At 59.4% G+C, this 22,386-nt stretch carries 27 protein-coding genes; 5 read left to right on the top strand and 22 right to left on the bottom strand.

What is annotated here, in order from left to right:
- Nucleotides 1-40 precede the first annotated feature (40 nt).
- Nucleotides 41-1,135, top strand: a complete 1,095-nt coding sequence (locus WNY37_RS17905; RefSeq protein ID WP_342974769.1) for a GGDEF domain-containing protein — start codon at nt 41-43, stop codon at nt 1,133-1,135.
- Here the strand turns inward: WNY37_RS17905 and WNY37_RS17910 are convergent.
- From WNY37_RS17910 to WNY37_RS17945, 8 genes are read right to left on the bottom strand one after another with little or no spacing between them, the layout of a single operon-like run.
- Nucleotides 1,122-1,466 carry a hypothetical protein gene (locus WNY37_RS17910; protein WP_342974770.1) on the bottom strand — a complete coding sequence of 115 codons (345 nt, stop codon included), beginning with the start codon at nt 1,464-1,466 and terminating at the stop codon, nt 1,122-1,124. The two genes, WNY37_RS17905 and WNY37_RS17910, sit on opposite strands and share 14 nt — an antisense overlap.
- 11 nt (nt 1,467-1,477) lie before the next feature.
- On the bottom strand, nt 1,478-2,551 hold the full coding sequence (locus WNY37_RS17915) for a flagellar type III secretion system protein FlhB (protein WP_342974771.1): 1,074 nt from the start codon (nt 2,549-2,551) through the stop codon (nt 1,478-1,480).
- Nucleotides 2,552-2,569: 18 nt separating this feature from the next.
- Nucleotides 2,570-3,325 carry a flagellar biosynthetic protein FliR gene (locus tag WNY37_RS17920; protein WP_342974772.1) on the bottom strand — a complete coding sequence of 252 codons (756 nt, stop codon included), beginning with the start codon at nt 3,323-3,325 and terminating at the stop codon, nt 2,570-2,572.
- Nucleotides 3,325-5,403 carry a flagellar biosynthesis protein FlhA gene (locus tag WNY37_RS17925; RefSeq protein ID WP_342974773.1) on the bottom strand — a complete coding sequence of 693 codons (2,079 nt, stop codon included), beginning with the start codon at nt 5,401-5,403 and terminating at the stop codon, nt 3,325-3,327. Before WNY37_RS17925 ends, WNY37_RS17920 begins: the two co-directional genes overlap by 1 nt.
- Before the next feature lie 7 nt (nt 5,404-5,410).
- The gene (locus WNY37_RS17930) at nt 5,411-5,674 is read right to left on the bottom strand and encodes a flagellar biosynthetic protein FliQ (protein ID WP_342974774.1); all 264 of its coding nucleotides are present in this window, start codon (nt 5,672-5,674) and stop codon (nt 5,411-5,413) included.
- Between the two features lie 12 nt (nt 5,675-5,686).
- Nucleotides 5,687-5,983 (bottom strand): flagellar hook-basal body complex protein FliE, encoded by a 297-nt coding sequence (locus WNY37_RS17935; protein WP_342974775.1) that lies wholly within the window; start codon nt 5,981-5,983, stop codon nt 5,687-5,689.
- A 9-nt stretch (nt 5,984-5,992) separates the two neighbouring features.
- A complete protein-coding gene (locus WNY37_RS17940; RefSeq protein ID WP_342974776.1) occupies nt 5,993-6,367 on the bottom strand; it encodes a flagellar basal body rod C-terminal domain-containing protein in 375 nt (124 codons plus the stop codon).
- Between the two features lie 15 nt (nt 6,368-6,382).
- Nucleotides 6,383-6,730: a flagellar biosynthesis protein FlgB gene (locus WNY37_RS17945; protein ID WP_342974777.1), complete on the bottom strand. Its 348-nt coding sequence runs from the start codon at nt 6,728-6,730 to the stop codon at nt 6,383-6,385.
- Between the two features lie 85 nt (nt 6,731-6,815).
- Here WNY37_RS17945 and WNY37_RS17950 point away from each other — a divergent pair, with 85 nt between their 5' ends.
- Complete coding sequence (locus WNY37_RS17950; protein ID WP_342974778.1) at nt 6,816-8,138, top strand: FliI/YscN family ATPase; 1,323 nt, start codon at nt 6,816-6,818, stop codon at nt 8,136-8,138.
- A gap of 9 nt (nt 8,139-8,147) precedes the next feature.
- Here the strand turns inward: WNY37_RS17950 and WNY37_RS17955 are convergent, their stop codons facing one another.
- The 6 genes from WNY37_RS17955 to WNY37_RS17980 form a co-directional block, all read right to left on the bottom strand.
- On the bottom strand, nt 8,148-8,981 hold the full coding sequence (locus WNY37_RS17955; RefSeq protein WP_342974779.1) for a DUF1217 domain-containing protein: 834 nt from the start codon (nt 8,979-8,981) through the stop codon (nt 8,148-8,150).
- Between the two features lie 4 nt (nt 8,982-8,985).
- On the bottom strand, nt 8,986-9,420 hold the full coding sequence (locus tag WNY37_RS17960) for a flagellar biosynthesis repressor FlbT (protein WP_342974780.1): 435 nt from the start codon (nt 9,418-9,420) through the stop codon (nt 8,986-8,988).
- Nucleotides 9,420-9,809 carry a flagellar biosynthesis regulator FlaF gene (flaF, locus tag WNY37_RS17965; protein ID WP_342974781.1) on the bottom strand — a complete coding sequence of 130 codons (390 nt, stop codon included), beginning with the start codon at nt 9,807-9,809 and terminating at the stop codon, nt 9,420-9,422. Before flaF ends, WNY37_RS17960 begins: the two co-directional genes overlap by 1 nt.
- A gap of 66 nt (nt 9,810-9,875) precedes the next feature.
- Nucleotides 9,876-11,474, bottom strand: coding sequence for a flagellin (locus WNY37_RS17970; protein WP_342974782.1), 1,599 nt, complete (start codon nt 11,472-11,474; stop codon nt 9,876-9,878).
- 151 nt (nt 11,475-11,625) lie between these two features.
- Complete coding sequence (locus WNY37_RS17975; protein WP_342974783.1) at nt 11,626-12,009, bottom strand: hypothetical protein; 384 nt, start codon at nt 12,007-12,009, stop codon at nt 11,626-11,628.
- Complete coding sequence (locus WNY37_RS17980) at nt 12,009-12,323, bottom strand: hypothetical protein (RefSeq protein ID WP_342974784.1); 315 nt, start codon at nt 12,321-12,323, stop codon at nt 12,009-12,011. The genes WNY37_RS17975 and WNY37_RS17980 overlap by 1 nt, the downstream gene beginning before the upstream one ends.
- A 119-nt stretch (nt 12,324-12,442) precedes the next feature.
- Between WNY37_RS17980 and WNY37_RS17985 the strand changes: the two genes are divergently transcribed.
- Together WNY37_RS17985 and WNY37_RS17990 are read left to right on the top strand one after the other, a co-directional pair.
- A complete protein-coding gene (locus WNY37_RS17985) occupies nt 12,443-13,843 on the top strand; it encodes a flagellar hook-length control protein FliK (RefSeq protein WP_342974785.1) in 1,401 nt (466 codons plus the stop codon).
- A gap of 11 nt (nt 13,844-13,854) precedes the next feature.
- The gene (locus WNY37_RS17990) at nt 13,855-14,529 is read left to right on the top strand and encodes a flagellar hook capping FlgD N-terminal domain-containing protein (protein WP_342974786.1); all 675 of its coding nucleotides are present in this window, start codon (nt 13,855-13,857) and stop codon (nt 14,527-14,529) included.
- 24 nt (nt 14,530-14,553) lie between these two features.
- Here WNY37_RS17990 and WNY37_RS17995 read toward each other — a convergent pair whose 3' ends face one another.
- From WNY37_RS17995 to WNY37_RS18030, 8 genes are read right to left on the bottom strand one after another with little or no spacing between them, the layout of a single operon-like run.
- Complete coding sequence (locus WNY37_RS17995) at nt 14,554-15,099, bottom strand: flagellar basal body-associated FliL family protein (protein WP_342974787.1); 546 nt, start codon at nt 15,097-15,099, stop codon at nt 14,554-14,556.
- An 8-nt stretch (nt 15,100-15,107) separates the two neighbouring features.
- Entirely contained in the window at nt 15,108-15,815 is a 708-nt protein-coding gene (locus tag WNY37_RS18000; RefSeq protein WP_342974788.1) for a flagellar basal body L-ring protein FlgH, read from the bottom strand.
- The gene (flgA, locus tag WNY37_RS18005; RefSeq protein ID WP_342974789.1) at nt 15,812-16,216 is read right to left on the bottom strand and encodes a flagellar basal body P-ring formation chaperone FlgA; all 405 of its coding nucleotides are present in this window, start codon (nt 16,214-16,216) and stop codon (nt 15,812-15,814) included. The genes WNY37_RS18000 and flgA overlap by 4 nt, the downstream gene beginning before the upstream one ends.
- Nucleotides 16,217-16,218: 2 nt before the next feature.
- Nucleotides 16,219-17,004 carry a flagellar basal-body rod protein FlgG gene (flgG, locus tag WNY37_RS18010; RefSeq protein WP_342974790.1) on the bottom strand — a complete coding sequence of 262 codons (786 nt, stop codon included), beginning with the start codon at nt 17,002-17,004 and terminating at the stop codon, nt 16,219-16,221.
- 28 nt (nt 17,005-17,032) lie between these two features.
- The gene (locus tag WNY37_RS18015; RefSeq protein WP_342974791.1) at nt 17,033-17,746 is read right to left on the bottom strand and encodes a flagellar hook-basal body complex protein; all 714 of its coding nucleotides are present in this window, start codon (nt 17,744-17,746) and stop codon (nt 17,033-17,035) included.
- Nucleotides 17,746-19,536 carry a hypothetical protein gene (locus WNY37_RS18020; RefSeq protein WP_342974792.1) on the bottom strand — a complete coding sequence of 597 codons (1,791 nt, stop codon included), beginning with the start codon at nt 19,534-19,536 and terminating at the stop codon, nt 17,746-17,748. Before WNY37_RS18020 ends, WNY37_RS18015 begins: the two co-directional genes overlap by 1 nt.
- The gene (gene motA / locus WNY37_RS18025; RefSeq protein WP_342974793.1) at nt 19,533-20,399 is read right to left on the bottom strand and encodes a flagellar motor stator protein MotA; all 867 of its coding nucleotides are present in this window, start codon (nt 20,397-20,399) and stop codon (nt 19,533-19,535) included. Before motA ends, WNY37_RS18020 begins: the two co-directional genes overlap by 4 nt.
- A 46-nt stretch (nt 20,400-20,445) precedes the next feature.
- Nucleotides 20,446-21,381, bottom strand: coding sequence for a FliM/FliN family flagellar motor C-terminal domain-containing protein (locus tag WNY37_RS18030; RefSeq protein ID WP_342974794.1), 936 nt, complete (start codon nt 21,379-21,381; stop codon nt 20,446-20,448).
- Nucleotides 21,382-21,540: 159 nt separating this feature from the next.
- On the opposite strand from WNY37_RS18030, the gene WNY37_RS18035 reads away from it, so the two are divergent.
- Nucleotides 21,541-22,371, top strand: a complete 831-nt coding sequence (locus WNY37_RS18035) for a flagellar motor protein MotB (RefSeq protein ID WP_342974795.1) — start codon at nt 21,541-21,543, stop codon at nt 22,369-22,371.
- The last annotated feature ends 15 nt before the right edge of the window (nt 22,372-22,386 follow it).

Genomic DNA, 22,386 nt, shown 5'->3' on the forward strand with positions numbered 1-22,386 from the left:
GTCATCTTGGCGCGATTGGAAGTTTGGGGGCCTGGCAACGATGACGTCAGCAGCGGTGAAGCAATCGATACCACTAGAGATTCCGGGGCGCGGCGCGGACGCTGCGCAGGAATCATTCCGCATATCACAGCAGGCGCTTGCCCTGATTGAGGAACACAACACACCGCCCTTTCCGGAAACGTATGCGTTCTGGTACTCCTACGTTTCCCGCACCAGCGAAAATCTTGTCAACGCCGTCGACAGAATGATTGGCGGACATGCCGACATCAGCAAGTATGAGATTGATGAGCTGTATAATGCGCACCTGAAAGACGACTCGGTCTCGCGCGCCAATGAACGCATCGGCAAGAAATTCAGCGACCAAATGTCGAATGTCGTCGACCTGGTTGCTGGCGGCGCGAACGCCAATGACGACTTTGAGAAGAAACTGAACAGCATCAGAGCAGACCTGCCTCATCAGATCACCCAGGATGGCCTGAAGCAGATTCTCGGCCGGCTGCTAGAAGAGAACCAGCAGATGGCTGAGCGCAGCCGCGCGCTGCATGACGGACTGACGAAGTCCCAGGAACAGATTGCCCAGTTGAGCACCGAACTCGACGATGTTCGCAAGCAGAGCACGCGAGACTCGCTGACCGGCATTGCCAATCGCCGCTCATTTGATGACCATCTCGAACAATCGATCGAGGCTGCAACCAAAACCGGCGAGAGCCTCTGCCTTGTCATGGCCGATATCGACCATTTCAAAACGGTCAACGACACGTTTGGTCATCCGGTCGGAGACGATGTGCTGAAGGTGTTCGCGCATCTGGTGCGCAAGAACGTCAAAGGCCGCGACCTCGTCGCCCGCTATGGCGGAGAGGAGTTTGCGATCATCCTGCCGAAGACGCAGGCGCAGGCCGCCTTGAAGCTGATCGACGGCATTCGGGAGCAGTTCAGCCAGAAACGCCTGCTCTTGCGCCAGTCTCGCGAGAAACTCGGCCAGATGACAGCCTCCTTCGGGATCGCCGCCTTCGAAACCGGACTGAACGCCGCTGAATTCATCGAGAAAGCCGACGTCCAGCTCTATCGCGCCAAGCGCACTGGCCGCAACAAGGTCTGCGTGTCTGAAATCTCTGACGAGACTATTTCCGAGTAGCGACAATCTCTTTCAGGCTTTGCTCCGACCCGAAGGCCTGCTTCAGCAGGTTTCGGCGGATCGCCAGCGTTTCCTCGCATGTCGCGACGACGGACTTCTGGGCCTCGATCTGCCCCAGTATCCGTTGAGAGTTTCCGAAACGGTCTGACAGGCTGAGGGCCGCGTAGTCCTGCTCTGTACCGCCCGGCGCGGCGCGAAGCTCAGCTTCGAGCGCGGCCAGTTTCGCCTTCGCTTCATCGAGGCTCATCTTGGCCTGCCCCATCGCCTGCTCGGCATTCTGGCGGCGTAGCGCGACGAGTTTGGTAAGCGTCCGGGCCGTTTTCGGTTTCATCGCCACCCCCCTTACAAGTGCTCTTTTAGCCGGTCGACGAAGCTGATGGCAGCGGCGACGGCGGCAAAGTGCTCAGGGTGGATTTCTTCATCGATATCCACCAGGCGGTAGATTGATCGTGTGGATGGCGGATCGCGGTAGATCGGCACGTCATTGGCCATCGCGACCTCGCGTATACGCGCCGCCATATGGTCCACGCCCTTGGCGACGCAAACAGGTGCCTTGCTGGAATCCGGGTCCCATTTGAGGGCAACCGCATAGTGCTCGGGGTTGACCATGACGACAGTGGCGTCGGGCACATTCTGCATCATCTGGCCTTTGGTAATCTTGGAGGCCTTCTCTCGGCGGGACTGCTTCATGTGAGGGTCGCCCTCGGACTGCTTGACCTCTTTCTTGACCTCCTCGCGCGTCATCTTGAGCTGGTTGGCGTGCATCTGACGCTGGATGGGCAGGTCAATCGCCGCCAGGACGAACTGGAAGGCGCTGACGATCAGGATGAGCAACATCACCTGAGAGAATGTGTACTGGAAGAATTGCGAGAGCTGGACGGCGCTACTGGCGTAATAATGCTCGACAAAGAAGAGCAGGAAGACCGCGGCAAGAAAGCCGACGAACATCATCTTCGCGGTATCCTTAGCGAAGTCGAGCAGCCCTTTGGGACCATACTTCTTCTTCAGGTTCTCGGCCGGATTCAGCTTCTTCATGTCCGGCTTGATTTTCTTGGCCGAGAAAGCGATCGCCCCCTGCAGGATCAGCGACCCGAGTACGATGACAAACAGGACGATAAAGATGGGCAGGGTCCACACCAGGACGCCCGCGAGCCAGTTCCAGGACGCGTCAGCCTGGCCCTCGAAAATGTCAGCGGCGTAACCGTCTGCGTGGTAGAAGAGCGACTGGAACTGGTTGAAGATACCGCCGCCGATGATCATTCCGAACAGGCCGGCGGAGATCACCAGGCCCGCCATCAGGGCGAAGGAATTGGCCTCTTTTGACTGGGCGACATTGCCTTCGCGGCGCGCTTCGCGTTTTCGCTGCTCAGTGGCCTCGAATTCCTTTTCACCGCCACCATTCTGGTCTTCAGCCACGCCGTCTCGTCCTCTTCGCTAGAGCCAGCCGATCAGGGATGGGATTCGGTCCATCCAGACCATGAGGATTGTGGAGACAGAAACGGCAAGAAGCAACATGCCCGCCCCCACGATGAAGGGGGCACCGACAAACGCCACCATAAGAGACGGCAGCGCGCGGTTTATGAAGCCGAGGCAGATATTGTAGAGCAGGTTCACCGCGACGAAGGGCCAGGCGAGCAGAACCCCGAAGGCAAAACCGCCAAACGCGCTGCGCACCAGGAACATCGGATCGATGCCCGACATCAGTCCGACCGGTATCTCACTGTAGAGCTCGGTGAAGCGGACAAAGACGCTGATATGATAGTCCATGGTCAGCAGCAGGGCCGCCCCTGCCATGGCCATGATGTTCGCGGTGATGGCCTGGGCTTCGGTTTCCAGCGCAATGCCCAGCATCTGAGAGAAGCCGACGACCTGGGCGATGAGCGTTCCCGTGATGGACAGGATCCAGATCGAGAGGCGCAGGAGCACGCCGAGGAAGAGGCCAATCGTCGCCTCTACGCCGAGGATAACGAAGAAGCCGGGCAAGCCTTCGATGACAGGCGTCGTGATGACACCGGCCGCTGCGAGGGCTGTCGCAAAGGCGATGAGAAGTCCGATCCGGGCGCGCGCGGGAACGGTCTGTTCGCCAATCCCCGGCATGAGAAAGACGACAAAGGACAGCCGCGCCATGATGATCATGATCAGCGCGATCCAGCCTGTCAGCTCCGCTGTCAGGGCGACCTGTGCGGGCATCACACCACGCCGACGATGTACGGCTTGCTTCTGGAGCCAATTTCCTCATAGGCGAGGACAGAATTGCGGATGCCCTTGCTGGAGAGGACGGTTTGCAGGAAGCGGCGGCGGCGCGATGAGGTCGCGATGGCAGCCGTGACACCCTTCTGGGCAAATTCATTGAGCTTGGTCTGAACCGAATTGGTGAGGTCCCCGAACATTTCGGGCGGAAGCGCGACGTCGGAGCCACCATCTTCCTTTGTGACTTCATGCGCGCTGAACTTCTCTTCCCAGACAGGTGAGATCTGGAGCAGTGGCAGGCGGCCCTCCTGATCCTGCAGGCGGTCCACGATCTGGAAGCCGAGGCGCTGGCGCACAAGTTCAACAATGCGGGACGGGTTGGACGACTGGGCCTTGGCTTCGCCAATGGTCTCGACGATGAGGAAAAGATTGCGGATCGAGACGCGCTCTTCCAGCAGCAGACGCAGCACGGCGAGGAGCTGTTCCGGCGTCACCTTGCCGGGAATGTACTCGTCGAGGAAACGCTTGTTTGCGGCGGCCCGCTCAGCGTCGCTGATCCGGGTCAGCGCGTCGAGCGTGTCCATCATGACAAGGCGGGTGAAGACTAGCGAGAAATTCGACTGGATGACTTCCAGCATATGCGTGGCGAGCACTTCGGTCGCTTCGATGGCGGGAACACCGGCGGCGGCGAGTTCCTGCTTGCTGGTTGTCGGAAGCCAGCGGGCCGAAGCCTTGTAGACGGGCTCCTTCACGCGCTCACCGGTGAGGTGAGGCAGCTGCTTGTCCTCCATCAGCGCCAGCACATTGCCTGGGCGCAGCGTCCCGCCATCCACCTTCACGCCCTGGATGCGGATACGGTAGGCATTCTTGGCGAGGGTCGGATTGTCCGTCATGCGGATCGACGGCAGGACGAAGCCATACTCCTCAGCGATGTAACGGCGGATCTTGTCGATCCGGCTTTCAAAGCCGTCAGACCCCTGCAGCACGAGCGCGACAAGGTCTGGCGCAACTTCAAGGTGGATCTCGTCGGAATGGATGGAATCGCCAATGACCACCGGTTCGGGGGCTTCGAAGGCGTTCGCCTCGGCTTCTGCGGCTTCCTTGGCCTTGTCGGCCTGCCGGATGAAATAGGCCGCGGCACCGAAACCGGCAGCGGCCGCCATGAACGGGATGAAGGGCAGGCCCGGAAAAAGCGCGAACGTGCCAAGGATGCCCGCGACGATGGCAAGGGCAGACGCGTTGGCACCAAGCTGTTTCAGCAGGGTAACATCGATCGCGCCATCTTCCTTGCCTTTGGCCAGGAGCAGCGCGGCAGAGACCGATACGATGACAGCGGGGATCTGCGAGACGAGGCCGTCGCCGACAGTCAGGATGGAATAGTTGGCGAGCGCATCAGTGATGCTGAGGCCATGCACGACGATGCCGAAACCGATACCGGCGATGAGGTTCAGCGCCGTGATCAGAAGGCCCGCAATCGCATCGCCTTTCACGAATTTGGATGCACCATCGAGGGAGCCGAGGAAGGACGCTTCTTCCTGTTCCATCTGGCGACGTTTCTTTGCCTCTTCATGGCTGATCGCGCCGACGGCGAGGTCACTGTCGATGGCTAGCTGCTTGCCGGGCATGGCGTCGAGGGCGAAGCGCGCACCGACTTCCGCCATGCGGCCCGCGCCCTTGGTGATGACCATGAAGTTCACGATGACCAGGACGGCAAAGACCACGAGACCGACAAACAGGTTTCCGCCCATGATGAACATGGCGAAGCCCTCGATCACGCCGCCGGCCGCATGGGTGCCGGTATGGCCTTCAGAGATGATCAGCTTGGTCGATGAGACGTTGAGCGCGAGACGCAGGATCAGCGAGGCGAGGAGCACGCTCGGGAAGGATGAGAAATCCAGCGGCTTCTCGATGAAGATCGAGGTGGTGAAGATCAGGATCGCGAAGGCAAAGGACAGGGTCAGGCCAATGTCCATGATCCAGGCCGGAACCGGCAGCACCATGACCAGAATGATCAGCATCAGGCCGATCGCCAGCAGCGTCGTCGGCTTGGCGAGATTCAAGAGGCTGGAAGTCGGCATTCTGCGTCTATCCGGATATCAGCGGGATCACTGAATTGTTGAAGAAGTTGAGCGCGACCGAGGTCATGTAGCCGAGCGTGAGAAAGAAAACGATGACGACGGCCATGATCTTGGGCACGAAGGTCAACGTCAGTTCCTGGATCGAGGTAAGCGCCTGCAGGAGACCGATGACGAAGCCGATGACCAGCGTCACCCCGAGAATAGGCAAGCTCATCAGGACGGCTGTCCAGAAGGCTCCCCGGAGGATTTCGAAGATCGCAAGTTCCGTCATCGAGCGGCGGCCCTAGACCGGCATCCGCAGGAGTTCCTGATAGGCTTCGACCACCTTGTCGCGGATCGTCACGGCTGCATCGAGGGCCAGCTCAGCATTGGCGAGCGCCTCGACCATGGCGTGCGGGTCCGCGCCGCTGACGGCCGTCTGGATAGCCGTCTGTTCGGCTTGTTGCAGCGTCTGCTTGAAAGCCGAGAAGCCTTCGGCGACAGCGCCGCCAGCCTCATCCGGCTTGGCCGCCTGTTTGGCCTGGTCGGCCGGTTTGACAGAGTTGAGGGCCGAGTAGGCCGAGAAGTTCACATTGGTCATGCAGGCCCCCTATCGCCGCAGAATGTCGAGCAGGGATTTGTACATCGTACGCGCCTGCTGAAATGAATTGAGGTTTGCCTCATAGGTCCGGTTGGCCTCGCGCATGTCGGCCATTTCGGTGACCAGGGAGACATTGGACATGGTCACATAGCCATCGCCGTCTGCCATCGGGTGAGACGGGTTGAATTCGCGCTGGCCCTCGGTCTGGTCGAGCTGCACGCGCATTGCCTTGAAGGCTTCATTATTGCCATCGACAACGAGCATCTTCCGGCGATAGCCCGGCGTGTCGACGTTGGAGATGTTCTGCGAGGTGATGTCGATGCGTTCCGACTGGACGCGCATTCCCTGCATCGCCTGCGCCATCGTATCCTTAATCGAATTCATGGATCTTCACCCTTTCTATTTCTTGCCCATCGCTGTGCGCAGCAGGTCGAGAGACTTGGTGTAGACGGTCAGCGCCATCTCATGCTGGCTCATCGCTTCGGCAGAGCGGTAAAGCTCCTGCTCGATGCTGACAGTGTTGCCATTTGGAGAGGCGGGCGTGTCGGCGCGGCGGATCTTGAAGTCCTCGCTACCTGAAGGATTTGTGGCCATGCGGGCCAGATAGTCCTGGAAGGATTCAAGCTCGCTGGCCTTGAACCCTGGATCATCGGAATGAGCGAGGTTTCTGGCCGACACACTCTGATTGTCCGCAGCATGGCGGGCCATCGCGCTATAGATCTTGAAGACATCCATATTCGAGAACATGACGCAGTCTGCCTTGGTTAACTCTTTGGCAAAACTGGACCTGTACGTTGAATAAAAGGTTAATGGATTCGCGGGTTCTGTTTACATGTTGCAATTGGCTTCTTCCCTGCCGGACAGGCTGTGTCACCTCTGGGGCACCGTCACCGACGTGAGCCCGGGCGTCGTCTCGATCGCCGGCGTCAGCTCGCATGCCGGGGTCGGCAATGAGGTGCTGATCGATACCCCCGAAGGCGGCGTTCGCGGGGAGATCCTGAACATCTCCGGCGAGCGCGTAACCGCTTTCCTGTTTGGCAATTCAGACGCCATCCGGATCGGGGACCGCGCTTATATCGATGAAGAAGCCACCGTTACGCCTGGCGACCACTGGATCGGCCAGATTATCAATTATCGCGGTGAGATAGTCGGCGCCGAACAACCGACCCCGCCCAGCGGCGCGAGCCCGCGAAAGCTGCTCGCCAAGGCGCCGCCCAGCCATCTGCGCAACGGGCTCGGCCCGCGCCTGAAGACCGGCCTGATGGTGACCGACACGCTGATTCCGATCTGCCACGGCCAGCGGCTTGGCCTGTTTGCCGGTTCTGGCGTTGGCAAGTCGACCCTTCTCGGTGCGCTGGCCAATGGTGTTGAGGCTGACCGGATCGTGATTGCGCTGATCGGGGAGCGGTCTCGCGAACTGAATGAGTTTGCAACCCATACCCTGCCCGAAAGCGCGCGTGCGAAATCGGTCATCGTCACTGCGACCGCGAGCGAACCGCCGGGCGCAAAGAAGCGGGCCGCCTATTGTGCCATGGCGGCGGCTGAGCACTTCCGCGATCAGGGCCACCATGTCTTGCTGCTATTTGATTCGATTACCCGCTTTGCCGAGGCGCACCGCGAAGTCGCCCTGATCGGGGGCGAGACCCCTGCCCTGCACGCCTTCCCGCCCTCTACCGTCCGCACGATCGCAGAGCTCGCCGAGCGGTCTGGCCCGGGCGCAACGAGCCAGGGTGATATTACCGCGATCTTCTCTGTGCTGGTCGCCGGGTCTGACATGGAAGAGCCGGTTGCGGACATGATCCGCGGCATACTCGACGGCCATATCGTGCTCTCGCGCGAGATTGCCGAGCGTTATCGGTACCCCGCAATCGACGTGTTGAAGAGCGTCTCACGCGCACTTCCCCGCGCCGCCAGCGAACCAGAAAACCGTCTGCTGTCGGAGTATCGCCGCAACGTCGCGATCTATGAGGAAGTCGCGCCGATGATCCGGGCGAATTTATATGAAAAAGGCCATGACCTCGAAAGCGACCGGGCGATTGAGCTCTATCCGCGTCTGGACCGCTTTGTCTCGGAGCAGAATGCCGGCGGCATCGAAGATGCGTTCTCGCATCTCTCGGGGCTGTTGGAAGCCGGCAAGGACGAGCCGAAGGGCTGAGCTGTCGCTCTAGAGCAGGCTGAGGAAGAGGTTCTGGCTGCCAATCGCGCCAAGGCCCGAGCCGCCCCCTAGCAGCGTCAGCGCCGCATAGCCGGGCGTCGTCGTGGACGGGCCGCTATTGACGGTGTTCATCACGTGAAAGCGCTGCAGCATCTTGTCGACATTGTCGATATTGACGAGATCGGACGCCCTTGAAATGCCAAGCACGCTCTGGAACTTGTCCTTCAGGATCTCGGCCTGACGGTCGATGTCGAGCTTGCCCATCTCTGAAGGCAGGTTGAGGGCGGTTTCAATCACCTGTCGGACCGGCGGACTGCCGAGGATACGATAGAGGATTGTGTTCTCGCTCGCCCCGGAGCCGGCAATATCAACGATCTTTGACTGATAGTTCAGGCTGAGCCGCATATTGTCGTCGACTTCACCCACAGCCGCCCGAAACGCTGCCGTTTCGTAATTGTCGCCGATGGATTCGATCTGGTCGGCCGAGAGGCTGAGCGTGCCGTCTTCGAATTTGAACGTCTCGGAAAAGCGCGTGTAGTCGGCATTGTTGAGACGTTTCAGGAAGGTGCTCTCCGGCGTCACAGCCTCGGTCAGCACCTTGCGGATGAACCCGCCTTTCCATTCCTCGCCGCCCAGGTCAAACGCGGTCATGGACACGCGCAGGAGGCGCTTGTCAGACATGAAATCGTCGAGGCTGATCGGTTTGGACAGCTTTTCGGTAAGATAGGTCCGGTCGTTCTTTACGCTCGCGGAATCGGCAAAGCCTTCCAGCTGGCGATCATATGTCGACTGGAGGAGTTTCCATCCTCCATAACCGGGCAGGGGTATGGCCGGCTGGAACATCGGATCAGGCGACCTTTGCCTCTTGCGGCATGCTATGGCGCAGGCCGGCATGGTTCAGAAGCTCTTTTTCCAGCTCAAGAACGTGTTTCAGGTGGCAGAGCGCGGAGTAATGGTTGCCGCGGCTCATCATCTCGCGCAGCTGGCCCATCAAGGTGGTGTCGATGCTGGAAAATGCGTCTTCCAGCCGGTCGATTTCCTTGAAGATCGCCGGAAGGACGGTGTCTTCGTTCAGGTCGCCCGTGATCAGAAGCTGGATCGCGTAATAGACCTGCTTGACGGGCGTATCGATATCTTCAGGGCGCAGCGCATCGCGGCAGCGCAGAACGCGTGCGTCGGCATCGGCGACACGAAGGCTGGCTGGCTTGTCGCCATTCTCCAGAACGGCGCCGTTTACGACGACGCGTTCGCCAGCGGCGAGTTTGAGGATAAGACCGGACATCAGGCTGCCACTCCTGCCAGACCAGAGCCCGGATCACCGGACAGGCCAGCCATGATGGCTTCGTTTATGTCGATAAGCTCATCGAGCTCAGCTTCGCCTGCGAGCACGCGGTGACTGATCCGCCGGACCGTCTCGCCGAGATTGATCAGTCCGATGCGCAATTGCGGATCGAACTGGTTCGAAGGGTTCAGGAGGTCGATGGAAAGGGCAAGCCATAGCTGGAGATTGCGATCAATTGCTTCTGCCCAAATAGCCGGAGGCGGCATGTCCTGTGCCGCCACATCCTTAAGAGCATTCGTGATCTCACTAAACAGGGCATATTCGATTTGCTTGTCGGTTGCCGTGCGGCTGGTGACATCGCCATACGCCTTGCGCGCCAGATTATGCATGTACCCTCACATAGTGTAATTAGGTGAACCGGGCGCGCGAAGCGCCCGGCTCGATTGGTGTCATTCTTAGCGGAACAGCGCCAGGAGTGTCTGCGGCTGACCATTGGCGATCGAGAGCGCCTGGATGCCGAGCTGTTGCTGAACCTGAAGTGCTTGCAGTTTTGCAGACGCCGCTTCGATGTCGGCGTCGACCATCGTGCCGATACCGGACGTCATCGAGTCGATGAGCGACTGGACGAATGCGGACTGGCCTTCGATCTGCTTCTGGGCAGAACCGAAAGAGGTCGCTGCGTCGATAGCCGTCGAGAGCAGGTCTTCGATCGTGTTCAGAGCCGTTGTGGCCTCTGTCGAGGTCGAGACGCTGAGGTCTGCCAGGGCACCAAGGCCACCAGCGGCGACTGCGACGTTGTTCGACACGAGACCAGCGGTTGCGAAATCGACGTCACCGCCGTCTGCCGTGAAGGTGATCGTGGCAGCTTCAGACGTCGGATCGGAAGCTTCCGTGTAATCGACGTCCAGGTTCGTGATGCCTGAGCCAGAGTTCAGCAGGCCGATGGCATCTGCCAGGCCTTTTGCAACTTCGTTGGCAGTGTCGCCTTCAAGCGCGGTGTAATTAACGGTAGAGCCGCCGACCGTGATCGAGAAGGTGTCGCCGGTCGAGATCGAGCCGCCGTCAACTGTAATTTCAACCGAGTCGGTGTCCTCGATGACAGAGTCGACACGCGTGGTATCGATATTCTCAACCGTAAGGGCATTACCTGACGAAGCTGCCAAAGTCAGCGTGGAGTCGCTACCGGACGTGCCAGCTACGGCGCTGTCGAAGTTCGTAAGCGGCGTGGTTCCGTGCGAAGCAGTGATGTCATCGGCCAACTTGGCGACAACCTCGGCGACCGTGGTATCCGCATCCGTAACTTCGACGCTGAAGGTCGTGCCGGAGACATCTAGCGTAAAGACATCGCCAACGGACAGTTCACCGTCCGTAAATGTCAGTACTGCCGAACCGTCCGTGGCCGTTACATCAGAGGTAAGGCCTGTTACAGCGACATAGCCTGCTTCGCCCGAACCGATGGTGACATCGTTTTCGGTCGGCGTGTCGTCAGTCGAGATGTAACCGGCTTCACCGTCAGTCTTGGCAGCCGCGTCAGCAGCAGCGTTGGTCTGAAGGTCGTTGCGGGACACCGAGATGTTGGTCGCCGAAACGGTACCATCAGAAGCGCGGTCGAGCGAAGCCAGCACGTTGATGCTGTCTGTACCCTTCAGCAGGTTCTGACCGCCGAACTGGGCCGCGCTGACGATGTTGCCGATCGCTGTGCGCTTGGCATCGATATCGGTCTGGATCTTGGCGCGGTCATCGGTGTTCAGGTCTTCCTGAGCCGAAACGATCAGCTCTTTCATCTCCTGCAGGAGACCGGTGACCTGCTCGGAAGCAGTCCGTGCAACGCCAACGACCGAAGACCCTTTGTTCAGCGTGTCGGTGATTTGCTTGAAGCTCTGGACGTCAGTCGACATGACCGTGGAGATGGCCCAGATCGACGAGTTATCCTTGGCGGAAGAAACCTTTTTACCGGTCGAGATTTCCGACTGGACGGTTTCGAGATTGCGGTTGATGTTGCGCAGCGTTTCGAGCGCAACCATTGAACTTGTATTGGTAAGAATGCTTGACATGTGTCAGCCCCTCTAATGTCAGGTGATCGCCCCTCGACGACCCCACGTTTCCAAAATTTTCTTGTCTTCCTGACAGCGGGAAAACTCCCGAACCAATCTTGGTCTTGAGGGTGAGTGTTAACCGACACAAATGGACAATCCGTTAACCGTGTCAGGCTTTTTTCTCGTAGGCCCCGACCGCATTCGCAAACGCTGTTTTCGCGCCGTTTGCCTGATAGGCACCGACATAGGAATTGCCGCTCGAGGTGTCTAAACGAGAGATGGCGCTGTTCACGCCATTGCGGACTGCATTGAAGTGACTGGCATTCTCACTGGCCAGTGAAACGATCCGCTCCATGCGGACATTATAATTGGGCAGCGCGCGTATGAGTTCGGGTTGCTGAAGCAGTTGCTCAAACTCTCCCATCGCCGTCATCTTCTGCTCAAGCAAACTGGCAGCTGTTCCGGCTTGTCCGGCGAGCAGGGCCTGATGTTCAGCTTCGAGAATGCCCTGGAGATGATTCAGAATGTTTCCTGCAGTTTCCGGCGTGCTCATCATTTCTTTCCTTGTGCATCCAGCCGCGCATAGGCCTCGGCCGCTTCGGGAATCGGATTGAGGCCAAGCGGGTGCTGTTCGGCCATATCCTCGGCGATGGCCTCGATGACAAACTGTGTGAACGCCTCAGTGCCCTGCCCTCCCGATTTGGTCAGGGCGTCTTCAAGGCCGGTGTGCCTCAGCATCTCGGCCCACAGCATCTGCTCGAACCGCTTTGAGATGTCGGCGTGCGCGTCCTCTTTCGCCGGCGCGCTCGGCCCGGTTGCCGGCGTCTTCGCGCTGGCATTCGAAAGTGTCAGATCGACAGGGCCCATGGCGACGCGATTCCTATCGTTTGGTTTGCTCGCCACCTTGAATTTCCGGGTGGCCGTTAAATCACATTTAACCAGTGTTGGTGCAGGTTTGGTTAAGAGAGCCCTAATAGGGAGGCAGGATGCCCGCCCCATTTCCCAGCGATTTGCTGACCCTTGCAGACGCCGGACGCCCCACACCCCGCGGGCGGCCTGACGCAATCAGCACCGAGAATGGCAGCGAGTTTGCCACCGCTCTGGATGGCGCAAGGGCGTTCGCGAAACATTCAAGTGACGACGTCAAAACGGAAGAGACGGGCACCGCCCAGGCTGCCGCGCCTTACAATCTGACCGTAGACTGGCAGACGGTACCGGGCACTGAAACAGAGACGGTCGAAGCGTCGCCAGAAACGCCGCCCCCAGCGGATGAAACGCCGCGCCAGCCTCTTCCTGTTAGCGAAGAGATCGCCGCAATCGAAGCCGAAGTTGAAGACTCCGCCCTGGAGGCTGCAACACCGAAGACCGCCTCTGACGACAACGATCCGGCGCTTGTCACGGCGCCCAAGGCTGGCGAGCCTGGCGATGCGCAGACCGAGCCTGCAAAGCCGGGCCGTCAGATTATTGAAGTCGCCGAGACCGACACGAAAGTGCCCGCTGACGTGGAAGCGAAAGTGGTTGCTGAGAGCGCCCCCGCGCAGCACGTGAAAGCCGCGCAGGCGGATGACACAAAGTCAAAGAGCACGGGCACCACCATGACAGCCGCGGCAACGGCCGAGGCGACTGACATAAAAGCCGCTGCCCCGCAGTCCATGGACGCCGTCGAAACGCCGAAAGGCCCTGCTCCGAAGGTCGCAGATGCGAAGGTGGCAGATGGCAAGGTCGCAGATGGCAAGGTCGCGGATGCGAAGGGTGCAGATGCGGCCCAGTTCGCGGCGGTTGCCCGGGACGGCGAACCCCTGGCCGGCCTCGAAAAGACCGCGCACACCGCGACAGGCAATGCTCAAAGCGCGCCCGCTCCATTCCAGAGCCTGATCCAGACAGCCCCGGCCCCGAATACGCCCGCGCCAATCCTGACATCGGCGGCCCTTTCCAATCCTGCCCAGGCACCGGCCAACGCCGCGCTGGTCGCGGCACCGGAAGAGATTACCGACATCGTCACCTCGCGCCTTACCGGCAGTGACAGACCCGAAAAGATAGCGATCCAGCTTGATCCACCGGAGCTTGGCCGCGTGTCGATCGAGTTCAAGTTTGACTCCCAGGGCCTGCAACAGGTCGTGGTGACGGGCGATACGCCAGAAGCGATGACGAAGCTCCGTCAGATGCATTCGCAACTCGTCCAATCGCTTGAGCAGCATGGCCTCTCCAGCGGCAACATGTCGTTCAATCAGAATACACCACAGCGCAATCCGCATTGGCCGGACGGCTTCCAGCATGCCTTTTCCAGCTCATCAGGGACTGAAAGCGACGTGGTTGTGCAGCAAATTGTAGAACAACGCGGACGGTCCAATGTGATCACAACGTCCGGCATCAACCTCAAACTCTGAGAGGCTCAATCATGAGCACTGTCAATCCAGCGACCAATACGCAGACGAACGCCGCCTCACAGCAGCAGACGGCCGCGTCCACGCAGCCGCAAATGGGCGAGGAGTTTGACAACTTCCTCAAACTGCTCACCGCCCAGCTTCGCAATCAGGACCCGCTATCACCGCTCGACTCGACCCAGTTCGTGGAACAGCTTGCGACCTTCTCCGCACTCGAACAGCAAGTGCGCGGCAATGAGAGCCTTGAGAGCATGGCGACCATGATCGGCGACATCCATGCGATGTTTGCGAGCGAGTGGATTGGCCAGACCGTCACCGTGGAATCCTCCTGGGTGCCCTATTCCGGCGAGCCTGTAGATTTCAAGGTCAGCCCCCCTGATGGGGTCGACAGCGCCATCCTGAACATCAAGGACTCCGCGGGCGAGACGATCTGGACCAAAGCACTCGACCTGTCCGATGAGACCCATAGCTGGGACGGCGAAACGCTGAGCGGCATCGATGTCGAACGAGACCAGATCTTCGAATTCGGAATCGATCTCTATTCCGGCACCAACTTTGTCGGCACCGCTGCGCCGCAGGTGAAAACCACGGTCACGAATGTCGGTAATGAGAACGGAACGATGCGCGTTGGCACCTCCTCCAACCTGTCGGCAAGCGTCGACAAGGTTCAGAAGGTGGGCGACGAATAGCGCCTTCGCGCTGCCTGGACCGGCCTAAAGATCCTGCTTTGCCATATCCAGAATAAGCACGTTCCTGATGCCGTCCGAGATGACGTCCTGAAGGTTGGCGAGGATCAGTGAACGGATTGATTCATAATTCTCGACATCTGTCAGTGAATGCAGCGTATGGCCATCATTGGACAGCTTGATCAGCGTCGTCATGATGTTGTCGCGCAGCTTTGGCTCCATTGAGAACAGCTTGTCCGAAACCGCACTATCGACTTCAAGGTTCAGGTTCAGGATGACGAGGCTGTCCACTCGCTCATCGGAGATGATCGGGACGACGAATTCGCGTGTGAACCGGTAATATGTGACGTCTCCTGATCCGCCCTTGGCCTCTTCGCCATGACCGCCCTTTTCCTTCTTTTCGGCGCCGTGGCCGTCATCCTTTTTCTCTCCGTGGCCAGAGGATTTTTCCTCATGGCCCGATGCCGCAGACGCCGAGGCGTCTGCCGAGCCGGAACTCTTCAGAAAAAATCCTGCAGCCCCTCCAATGACAATGAAGAGGGCAGCGATGATGGCCGGGATGATCTTGTTCATGGCGTTTCCTAGAAAGGCACAATCGTTTCAAGAAGCTTCGGGACGGCGCCGCTCTCGATGGCGGCAGTCGCTTCGCCAGAGCTGACATAAGCCAGCTGCGCATCGGCGATCTTGTCGTAAGTGACGGTGTTGGTGCGCGTGATGTCCTGCGAGCGGATCACGCCCTGAACCGTCAGCACACGGACTTCATTGCTGACGCGGGTCTGCTGATAGCCCTGGATGATCAGGTTTCCGTTCGGCTCCAGGCCGATGACGCGGGCGGCGAGCGTGAACGTGACTTTTTCGGCCCGGTTGATCGCGCCATTGCCGGTCAGCGCCTGGTTGCGCGCGTAGTCAATGCCCGGCGAGACAGAGGCGCCGCCAGGAAGCACGCCATTGGCCCACTCAGGCAGGCCAAACAGGGCGTTTACGTTGAAGTCAGCATTGGTGCCGCGATTGCGCTGCAGGGAGTTCTGCATGCTGGCGCGGTCGTCCATTTCAACGATGACGGTCAACAGGTCACCAACGGCCTTGGCGCGGCGCATGCTGAGCAGGGAGTCCGAATTGGTCGTCCACAGCGAGTTGGTCTCAGTGGCCGGCGCAGTGGTTCGCACTTCGCTGGCGACAGAGACCAGTTGCGGCGGCGGCGGCATCTGGGCCGCCTGCTGCTGGCCGGGAGAGGACGCGCAGGCCGCCAGGCCGAGCGCGGCGATTGAGGTTGAGATTAAGGGTTTCATTGTGCGAGCACCCATCCTTCGGCCTGGACGACCCCATTGACCATTTTGCGTGATTGCAGGTTGAGCACGGTCACAGCGTCATTCTGGGCGCCTTCACTCATGGCGCGGCCTGTCGTGGTGATTTCGAGCCCGCCGCGGATATACTTTACGGTGACGAGCTGATTGCGCGTCACAAGGCGCGGCGCCTGCGTATTGTCGAGGCGAATTTCCTGACCGGCATAGACCGTGCGGCGGACTTCGCGTCCGATAACCGGACTGTCGGCAACCATGCCGCCATCCTCGGTGGACACCATTTCCGGCATGACGACATCGCCGGCCCGGATGACATCGGTTGCGACCACGGACTGTGCGCCGGCAAAGGCCAGCACAGCGCCCGAAACAAGGGATGTGAACATCGCCATGATCAACGCAGCCTTGTCGTCGCGGCGAGCATTTCGTCTGCTGCCGTGATGACCTTGGAATTGAGCTCATAGCCGCGCTGGGCTTCGATGAGTTCGGAAATTTCCTGAACCACGTCGACGCCGGACTCTTCAAGATGGCCCTGGCGAAGCTGGCCAACGCCTTCGGTCGCCGGGACAAGCCGGTTTGGGGCGCCGGAGGCTTCGGTTTCGCGGAACAAATTGTCGCCCATCGCTTCGAGGCCCTTCTCATTCACGAAGCGAACGAGAGAGATATTGCCGATCGGCTGTCCGGCTGCCTCGCTGTCGAAATAGGCAACGACTTCGCCGTCCGGACTGATCGAGACGCTGCGGGCATCTTCAGGAATGACGATCCCGTCTGTCAGCTCAAAGCCGTCCTTGGTGACAAGCTGGCCGTCCGCGCTGCGGTTCAGGTTACCGTCACGCGTATAGGCGGACTCGCCAGAGGGTAGCGTGATTTCGAGGAAACCAGCCCCGTCGATGGCGAGGTCGAGTTCCGCCCCCGTCGGCCGAAGCGCGCCCTGCGTGATTTCCATGGACACAGAGGCGGGTTTCACCCCCGTCCCCATCTGCACGCCAGCTGGCACGATCGTACCGGTCTGCGAGGTGATGGTGCCGGGAGTCATGTATTGCTGGTACATGAGGTCTGCGAACTCGGCCGTTCGGGGCCGGTACGCATTGGTGCTCATATTGGCAATATTGTTCGAGATGACATCGACGCGCAATTGTTGCGCGGCCATGCCGGTGGCTGCAATCTGCAGTGACTTCATAGGGTCCTCCCTAAATTCACGTCCAGTGTTAAAGTTGGCGTAACGTACTGATAAACTTCGCTATTCTTTCGTCTTCCCGTTCAATCAAAGCCTGGCCTGCCTCATAGGCGCGTTGCACTTCGATCATGCGCGCAACCTCAAGCACGGGCTCGACATTCGACTGCTCTAGCGCGCCCTGAACGACGATCGGCTCCTCAGCTTGCGCGAACCCGCCCGCGGCGCTGAACATCGTATTGCTCTCACGCATCAGCTCACCATTCGGGACAACGACGCCGACCTGATCGACGATCAGCCCGTCGGCGGAAATCGTGCCGTCACCCGCGATGGAAATGATCCGCGCATCCTCAGGAACCGTGATCGCACCGCCGCCTGCATTCAGAACCTTGTTGCCGGCGCTATCGATCAGTTCGGCTTGCTCATTGAGCTGGAAGTGACCGGCGCGGCTCAGCATCTGTCCTTTGGGCGTTTCGACGAGAAAATAGCCGTCGCCCTGAATGGCCAGGTCGAACTTGCCACCCGTGAAGCGCAATCCACCCTGCTCAAGATCAAAGGCGTGACCGGCGAGACCGCCCATGGACAGCTCTGGCATGTTCTGGCCGGCGCGGGACACGAACTCGGCAAAAATGGCGCGGTCCGATTTGTACCCGGTCGTGCTGGCATTCGCGAGATTGTTGGCAACGACCTGCATCTCGTTCATCAGGCCAGTCTGTCTGGCGAGGGCGGCATAGACGGCGTTTGACATTAGCGCATCTCCGTCTGGCTGGCCTGAAGCGATGCCCCGACACGGGTAAGGCTGGTCGGCACATCGGCAAGCGCAATTGATGTTGGTTGCTTGCTGGCATCGGCGAGCGCCTTGCGCGCCGTCATGATCTGCTCAAGCGTGCGGGCATCGGCCTCGTCTTCAATATTGCGGGCCCGCTGATAAAACCTGTCTGGAACGATCTGGTGGCCGCTGGCAGCATCCGTCTCGACAAGCCGCAATGCGAAGGCCGCATCGTCCGGCAGTTTCCCGCTCAGCACGGCAAAGCGGCGCGCATTTCCGGTGCGCACGGCGTCGAGGGCGGCCAGCTCAATAATATGCTGGTTTCCAGCATTGCGCTCGACCAGCTTCATCAGCTGGTCGCTGTCGGCCAGACGGTAAGCAAGGTCAGCCTGGGCGACGGCAAGCGCTTCATCAGACTCAAGGCGCGCAGAGAGTTTCTCGGACATGGTCCGCAAGCCGAGATGGGCGGCAAGCGCTGCGGCTTGTCCGAGCTTGGCATCAAGGTCTTCGCGACCTTCAAGCAAGCCTTCGCTGTTGAGCAGCGCGTCCATGCCGCGGATATTCCAGAGCGTCTTTGCGCTGGCGAGGTCTGCTGCGACAAGGCCGGAATAGTGATCGGCAAGACGGGCGCGCGCTTCCGGTGACTGGGCCGCTGGCACCGACGCCAGCTGCAAGGTCATCTTGTAGTCGGCAGCCTGGTTGAGATCCCGCAGCAAGACATCGAGGCTGGCTTCAACCGGAATGTCCTCAGGTAGCTTTCCGTAATCGTCGACGAGGCGCGAGACGAATTCCGTCTCATAGTCTGAATCGACGTCGAGGCCGGCCCGCCGCAGGGCCGCGCCCGCCTCATCGCGGTATTCCAAATGGTTGAAATAGTCACGCATTGTCTGTTCAGAACCGGGAGCGCGGCGCGAGAAATCAAACATCGCCTTGGTGAATTTGAGACGCGAATAGTACTCGATCTCGTCGTTCGTGAAGGTGGCGAGCAGCTTCTCGTTGAGTGTGCGCTCTTTCATGCGATCCAGGGCCGGCATCGCCAGCGCTGTATAGTTGACGCGAAGCCGAAGAGGCATGTGACGATAGGCATTGATCTGCGTCGACAGGATGTCAGCGCCGGCCGGGTCACCGGCGCGAAGTTTCGCCAGGGCGAGCCAGATCCGGGCCTGCTCATCACAGTCCGTCATTTCGGTAAAATAGGAAATGTTGGGAAAGGCGCGGCCTTCCATAAGCCAGGCAAGTTCCCGCAGGGCCGTTGCCGTCTTGTCGGTCTTGCCGACCAGCTGCATGCGCGCTTCTTCATTCATGCCGAGAACGAGATAGGCCTTGGCAAGCAGCGTTTTCGACGTCGCTGTCTCTTCGGCTTCGATGACGCCGCGCCAGCTCATCAGGTCGGCATATGTCTCGAAGTGTTCGAAATCGGAGAAATCGTAGGCGGAGGTGATCGCGCACCCTGTCTGGACTTCAGTGTCCTGGCGCGGGCGGAGGGAAACGTGCTCTGGCACGGGTGTTTCGGCAGGCGCAGCCTGCGCAGGGCTCGGCGTCAACACACGCGGTCCGGACGTGTCACTGGGCCCGGTGCCAACGGGGGCTGAGCGTTTCAGCAGGCCCTGATCGATCGCTTCCTGAACGAAAGTATCGAGCTCGGCGGGCAGCCTGTCCATTTCATCACCGCCTGTCCCCACAACGCCTTCAGACGGCTGTTGGGAAACAGCCGTCTGCGCCAGAGGAAAGGCAAGCGCGAAGAGACATATGGACAGACGATGCGTCACGCGGCCTGCTTCAATCCTTTCAGGGCACTCTCCATCTCATTGAATGACGGGCGCACGCGCGCAGGCGCATGACGACGAGCCACTTCAACGCAGATATTGACGGGGTTCTTGTGAAGATTTGAGACCAGCACTTCGCCGATCATTCCATAGAAGAAATGCTCTTCCAGCCGGATGGCTTTCACGCGGGAGGCGAAAGGGCCGACCACGCCATAGGCGAGGAACACGCCGAGGAAGGTCCCGACGAGCGCGCCGCCGATCATGCCGCCGAGAATTTCCGGCGGCTTGTCGATCGAGGCCATCGTCTTGATCACACCGAGGACGGCCGCAACGATGCCGAGGGCCGGTAGCGCATCAGCCATGTTCTGGAGGGCATGCGAGCCGTGCAGCTTTTCTTCCTGCAGGCTTTCCAGATGCTTTTCGAGAAGCTCTTCGACCTGGTGGACATTGTCGAAGTTCATCAGCATGGAGCGGATCGTGTCGCAGATCATCTCGACCGCATCGTGATCCTTGAGGATCTTCGGGTAGCGCTGGAAGATGGAAGACTGTTGTGGGTCTTCGATGTGGGCTTCGATGTCGACCGGATTCTGGCGAAGCACGCTGAGCAGCTCTGACATGAGGCAGAGCAGGTCCTGATAGTCGGACTTCTTCCATTTGGCACCGGTGAAGGCCGCAACCACGTCCCCCATCGTGTGCTTGATCGTGGTGAAATCATTGGCGGCCAGAAGCGCACCGAGGGCGGCGCCACCAATCATCATCCCCTCAAACGGCAAGGCGTGCATGATGATTTCCAGGTGGCCGCCGGCCAGCATGTAGCCACCGAACACCATGACGACGGTGACGACCAGACCAAGTATTGCGTTCACTTACTACCTCCTTCGCGCCCCTCAGCGCAGACCCCGTCAAGCCAGATCAGATCTCGGCTATCTCCTGGGCGAAACTCTCTAGTATTGGTGAGGTCAGCTTTAGAGCACGCTTGCCTTTCCAAGTGCCTAACTCCGCCTGACTGATTGCGACGCTGCCATGCATCGTCTCAGCGCATAGCGAGAGAATGCCCGGCTCTACGTCCGGAAGCGCCAGGACCTGACCGACTTCAAATCGCGAACAGTCCGCCAGCGACAGCTGCAAGCGCTCAAGCACGGCATCCAGCTTGATGGACGATGTGCGCATCTGCTTGCGCAGGTTTTCCTGCCCTGCTGCCCCTGCCGTCGATTTCATTTTCGACGCTTTGGATTGCAGATTGGCGGCGTAACGCATCAGCGACGCGGTTTCGTAATACAGGTGAAGCTCAGGGCTTTCCTCGCCGCCCTCCAGCAGCCATCCGTCTTCACCGCCGCCTGCCTCAGACAGGGTCACGACCACTCTGAGAAGTTTTTCTTCCGGGTCGAAACTGTCTGGAAGACCGGCCGGATCGACGACTGAAAAGTCAGAAGGCAGCTCTGGACCAACCGGAATAGCCTTTGTGAGCTCCTTCCAGAGGGCCCGGGCGGGCTGGTCACACATCAGGCGCAGGAACAGGCGCGGCGATTGCCCGAGAGCATCGCTGCCCTGTTTCAGCTTGATGGCCGCATACCGTTTCGCCGTCGTGCTATCGAGCGCGACCGCCCTCAGGCCGGTCGTGGAGTATGGTAAACAGATATAGCCGAAACGTTCAGAAATCCGCTGTTCAGCGTCCTTACCGCTCAATGGGGTCTTCTGGACGACCTCGGCGGAGAGTTCATGATCGAAAATGGCTTTTGCCCATCTCTCTCCAGCCGTCTCCAGCGCAGACCAGAGCGGCGCGCACTGCTGCAGTACCGGGGAAATCCCACCGGCCGACCGGATTTTCTGGAGGAGGACAGAAGACAAACGAAACCTGCAGATACATTAACCAATTCTCCGGTTAACTTCTGGATAGATTTGGTAAACGAAGCGTTATTGGAACCAAGACAATCGCTTGACCGATCTACAGTCTTGCTTGGGAAGCTTCTGTTATACCGACCGCTGAAATCGAATTGCGAGCAGGTCATGGCAGAACAGCCAGCAGGGGTGACGCACGTCACCATCATTAAACGAAAGAAGGTCGTAAAGGCTGACGGGCACCATGGCGGTGCCTGGAAAGTGGCCTATGCGGACTTTGTGACTGCCATGATGGCCTTCTTCCTTCTGATGTGGCTGCTCAACGCCACGACGGAAGAACAGCGCAAGGGCATCGCTGACTACTTCAACCCGACAATTCCGGTCAGCCGGATATCCGGGGGTGGCTCTGATGGTCTCAATGGCAGCTCTATCTTCACGGAAGAGACCTATGCCCAGATGGGAACCGGCGCGACGCGAGAAAAATCGGTCGATGCGAACCAACAAAAGAAAAAGAAGGATGACGATGAAATCGCGTCCGATCTCAAAAATCTACGCGAGGAACTGAGCAAGGATCCGATGCAGCTGTCGGAGCACCTCCTCGTGAAGATGACGACGGATGGCATTGTGCTCGAAATCATCGATTCAGACAGCCGGCCGCTCTTTGAAGTCGGCCAGAGCGAGCCAACGCCGTTGCTGATCAATCTGCTGGACCGTATTTCCGGATCCCTCAATTCCTTCGACAATGACGTCAAGATTGTGGGCCATACAGACAATCGACCGTATCGCGGCAATGGCGCTTACGATAACTGGAACCTGTCAGCGGACCGCGCGAACACAGCTCGCCAGCTGCTGATCGGCGACGGACTTGTTGCCGGCCGTCTGCGGGAGGTTTCCGGCCGCGCCGACACCGATCCTCTGGTGAAGGAAGACCCGGGCGCAGCACAGAACCGGCGCATCTCAATCACCATCGTCACGAATGAGGATTCCCCGGCCAGCTAAGGGTTATCCGCTTAT

It is taken from the genome of Henriciella sp. AS95, assembly GCF_038900055.1.
In the GTDB taxonomy this organism is placed as follows: domain Bacteria; phylum Pseudomonadota; class Alphaproteobacteria; order Caulobacterales; family Hyphomonadaceae; genus Henriciella.

What these genes read in the sequence shown, in the direction of transcription:
- WNY37_RS17905 (WP_342974769.1), top strand. Translation starts at nt 41, where the DNA reads ATGACGTCAGCAGCGGTGAAGCAATCGATACCACTAGAGATTCCGGGG.
- WNY37_RS17910 (WP_342974770.1), bottom strand. Translation starts at nt 1,466, where the DNA reads ATGAAACCGAAAACGGCCCGGACGCTTACCAAACTCGTCGCGCTACGC.
- WNY37_RS17920 (WP_342974772.1), bottom strand. Translation starts at nt 3,325, where the DNA reads ATGCCCGCACAGGTCGCCCTGACAGCGGAGCTGACAGGCTGGATCGCG.
- WNY37_RS17925 (WP_342974773.1), bottom strand. Translation starts at nt 5,403, where the DNA reads ATGCCGACTTCCAGCCTCTTGAATCTCGCCAAGCCGACGACGCTGCTG.
- WNY37_RS17930 (WP_342974774.1), bottom strand. Translation starts at nt 5,674, where the DNA reads ATGACGGAACTTGCGATCTTCGAAATCCTCCGGGGAGCCTTCTGGACA.
- WNY37_RS17935 (WP_342974775.1), bottom strand. Translation starts at nt 5,983, where the DNA reads ATGACCAATGTGAACTTCTCGGCCTACTCGGCCCTCAACTCTGTCAAA.
- WNY37_RS17940 (WP_342974776.1), bottom strand. Translation starts at nt 6,367, where the DNA reads ATGAATTCGATTAAGGATACGATGGCGCAGGCGATGCAGGGAATGCGC.
- WNY37_RS17945 (WP_342974777.1), bottom strand. Translation starts at nt 6,730, where the DNA reads ATGTTCTCGAATATGGATGTCTTCAAGATCTATAGCGCGATGGCCCGC.
- WNY37_RS17950 (WP_342974778.1), top strand. Translation starts at nt 6,816, where the DNA reads ATGTTGCAATTGGCTTCTTCCCTGCCGGACAGGCTGTGTCACCTCTGG.
- WNY37_RS17955 (WP_342974779.1), bottom strand. Translation starts at nt 8,981, where the DNA reads ATGTTCCAGCCGGCCATACCCCTGCCCGGTTATGGAGGATGGAAACTC.
- WNY37_RS17960 (WP_342974780.1), bottom strand. Translation starts at nt 9,420, where the DNA reads ATGTCCGGTCTTATCCTCAAACTCGCCGCTGGCGAACGCGTCGTCGTA.
- flaF (WP_342974781.1), bottom strand. Translation starts at nt 9,809, where the DNA reads ATGCATAATCTGGCGCGCAAGGCGTATGGCGATGTCACCAGCCGCACG.
- WNY37_RS17970 (WP_342974782.1), bottom strand. Translation starts at nt 11,474, where the DNA reads ATGTCAAGCATTCTTACCAATACAAGTTCAATGGTTGCGCTCGAAACG.
- WNY37_RS17975 (WP_342974783.1), bottom strand. Translation starts at nt 12,009, where the DNA reads ATGAGCACGCCGGAAACTGCAGGAAACATTCTGAATCATCTCCAGGGC.
- WNY37_RS17980 (WP_342974784.1), bottom strand. Translation starts at nt 12,323, where the DNA reads ATGGGCCCTGTCGATCTGACACTTTCGAATGCCAGCGCGAAGACGCCG.
- WNY37_RS17985 (WP_342974785.1), top strand. Translation starts at nt 12,443, where the DNA reads ATGCCCGCCCCATTTCCCAGCGATTTGCTGACCCTTGCAGACGCCGGA.
- WNY37_RS17990 (WP_342974786.1), top strand. Translation starts at nt 13,855, where the DNA reads ATGAGCACTGTCAATCCAGCGACCAATACGCAGACGAACGCCGCCTCA.
- WNY37_RS17995 (WP_342974787.1), bottom strand. Translation starts at nt 15,099, where the DNA reads ATGAACAAGATCATCCCGGCCATCATCGCTGCCCTCTTCATTGTCATT.
- WNY37_RS18000 (WP_342974788.1), bottom strand. Translation starts at nt 15,815, where the DNA reads ATGAAACCCTTAATCTCAACCTCAATCGCCGCGCTCGGCCTGGCGGCC.
- flgA (WP_342974789.1), bottom strand. Translation starts at nt 16,216, where the DNA reads ATGGCGATGTTCACATCCCTTGTTTCGGGCGCTGTGCTGGCCTTTGCC.
- flgG (WP_342974790.1), bottom strand. Translation starts at nt 17,004, where the DNA reads ATGAAGTCACTGCAGATTGCAGCCACCGGCATGGCCGCGCAACAATTG.
- WNY37_RS18015 (WP_342974791.1), bottom strand. Translation starts at nt 17,746, where the DNA reads ATGTCAAACGCCGTCTATGCCGCCCTCGCCAGACAGACTGGCCTGATG.
- WNY37_RS18035 (WP_342974795.1), top strand. Translation starts at nt 21,541, where the DNA reads ATGGCAGAACAGCCAGCAGGGGTGACGCACGTCACCATCATTAAACGA.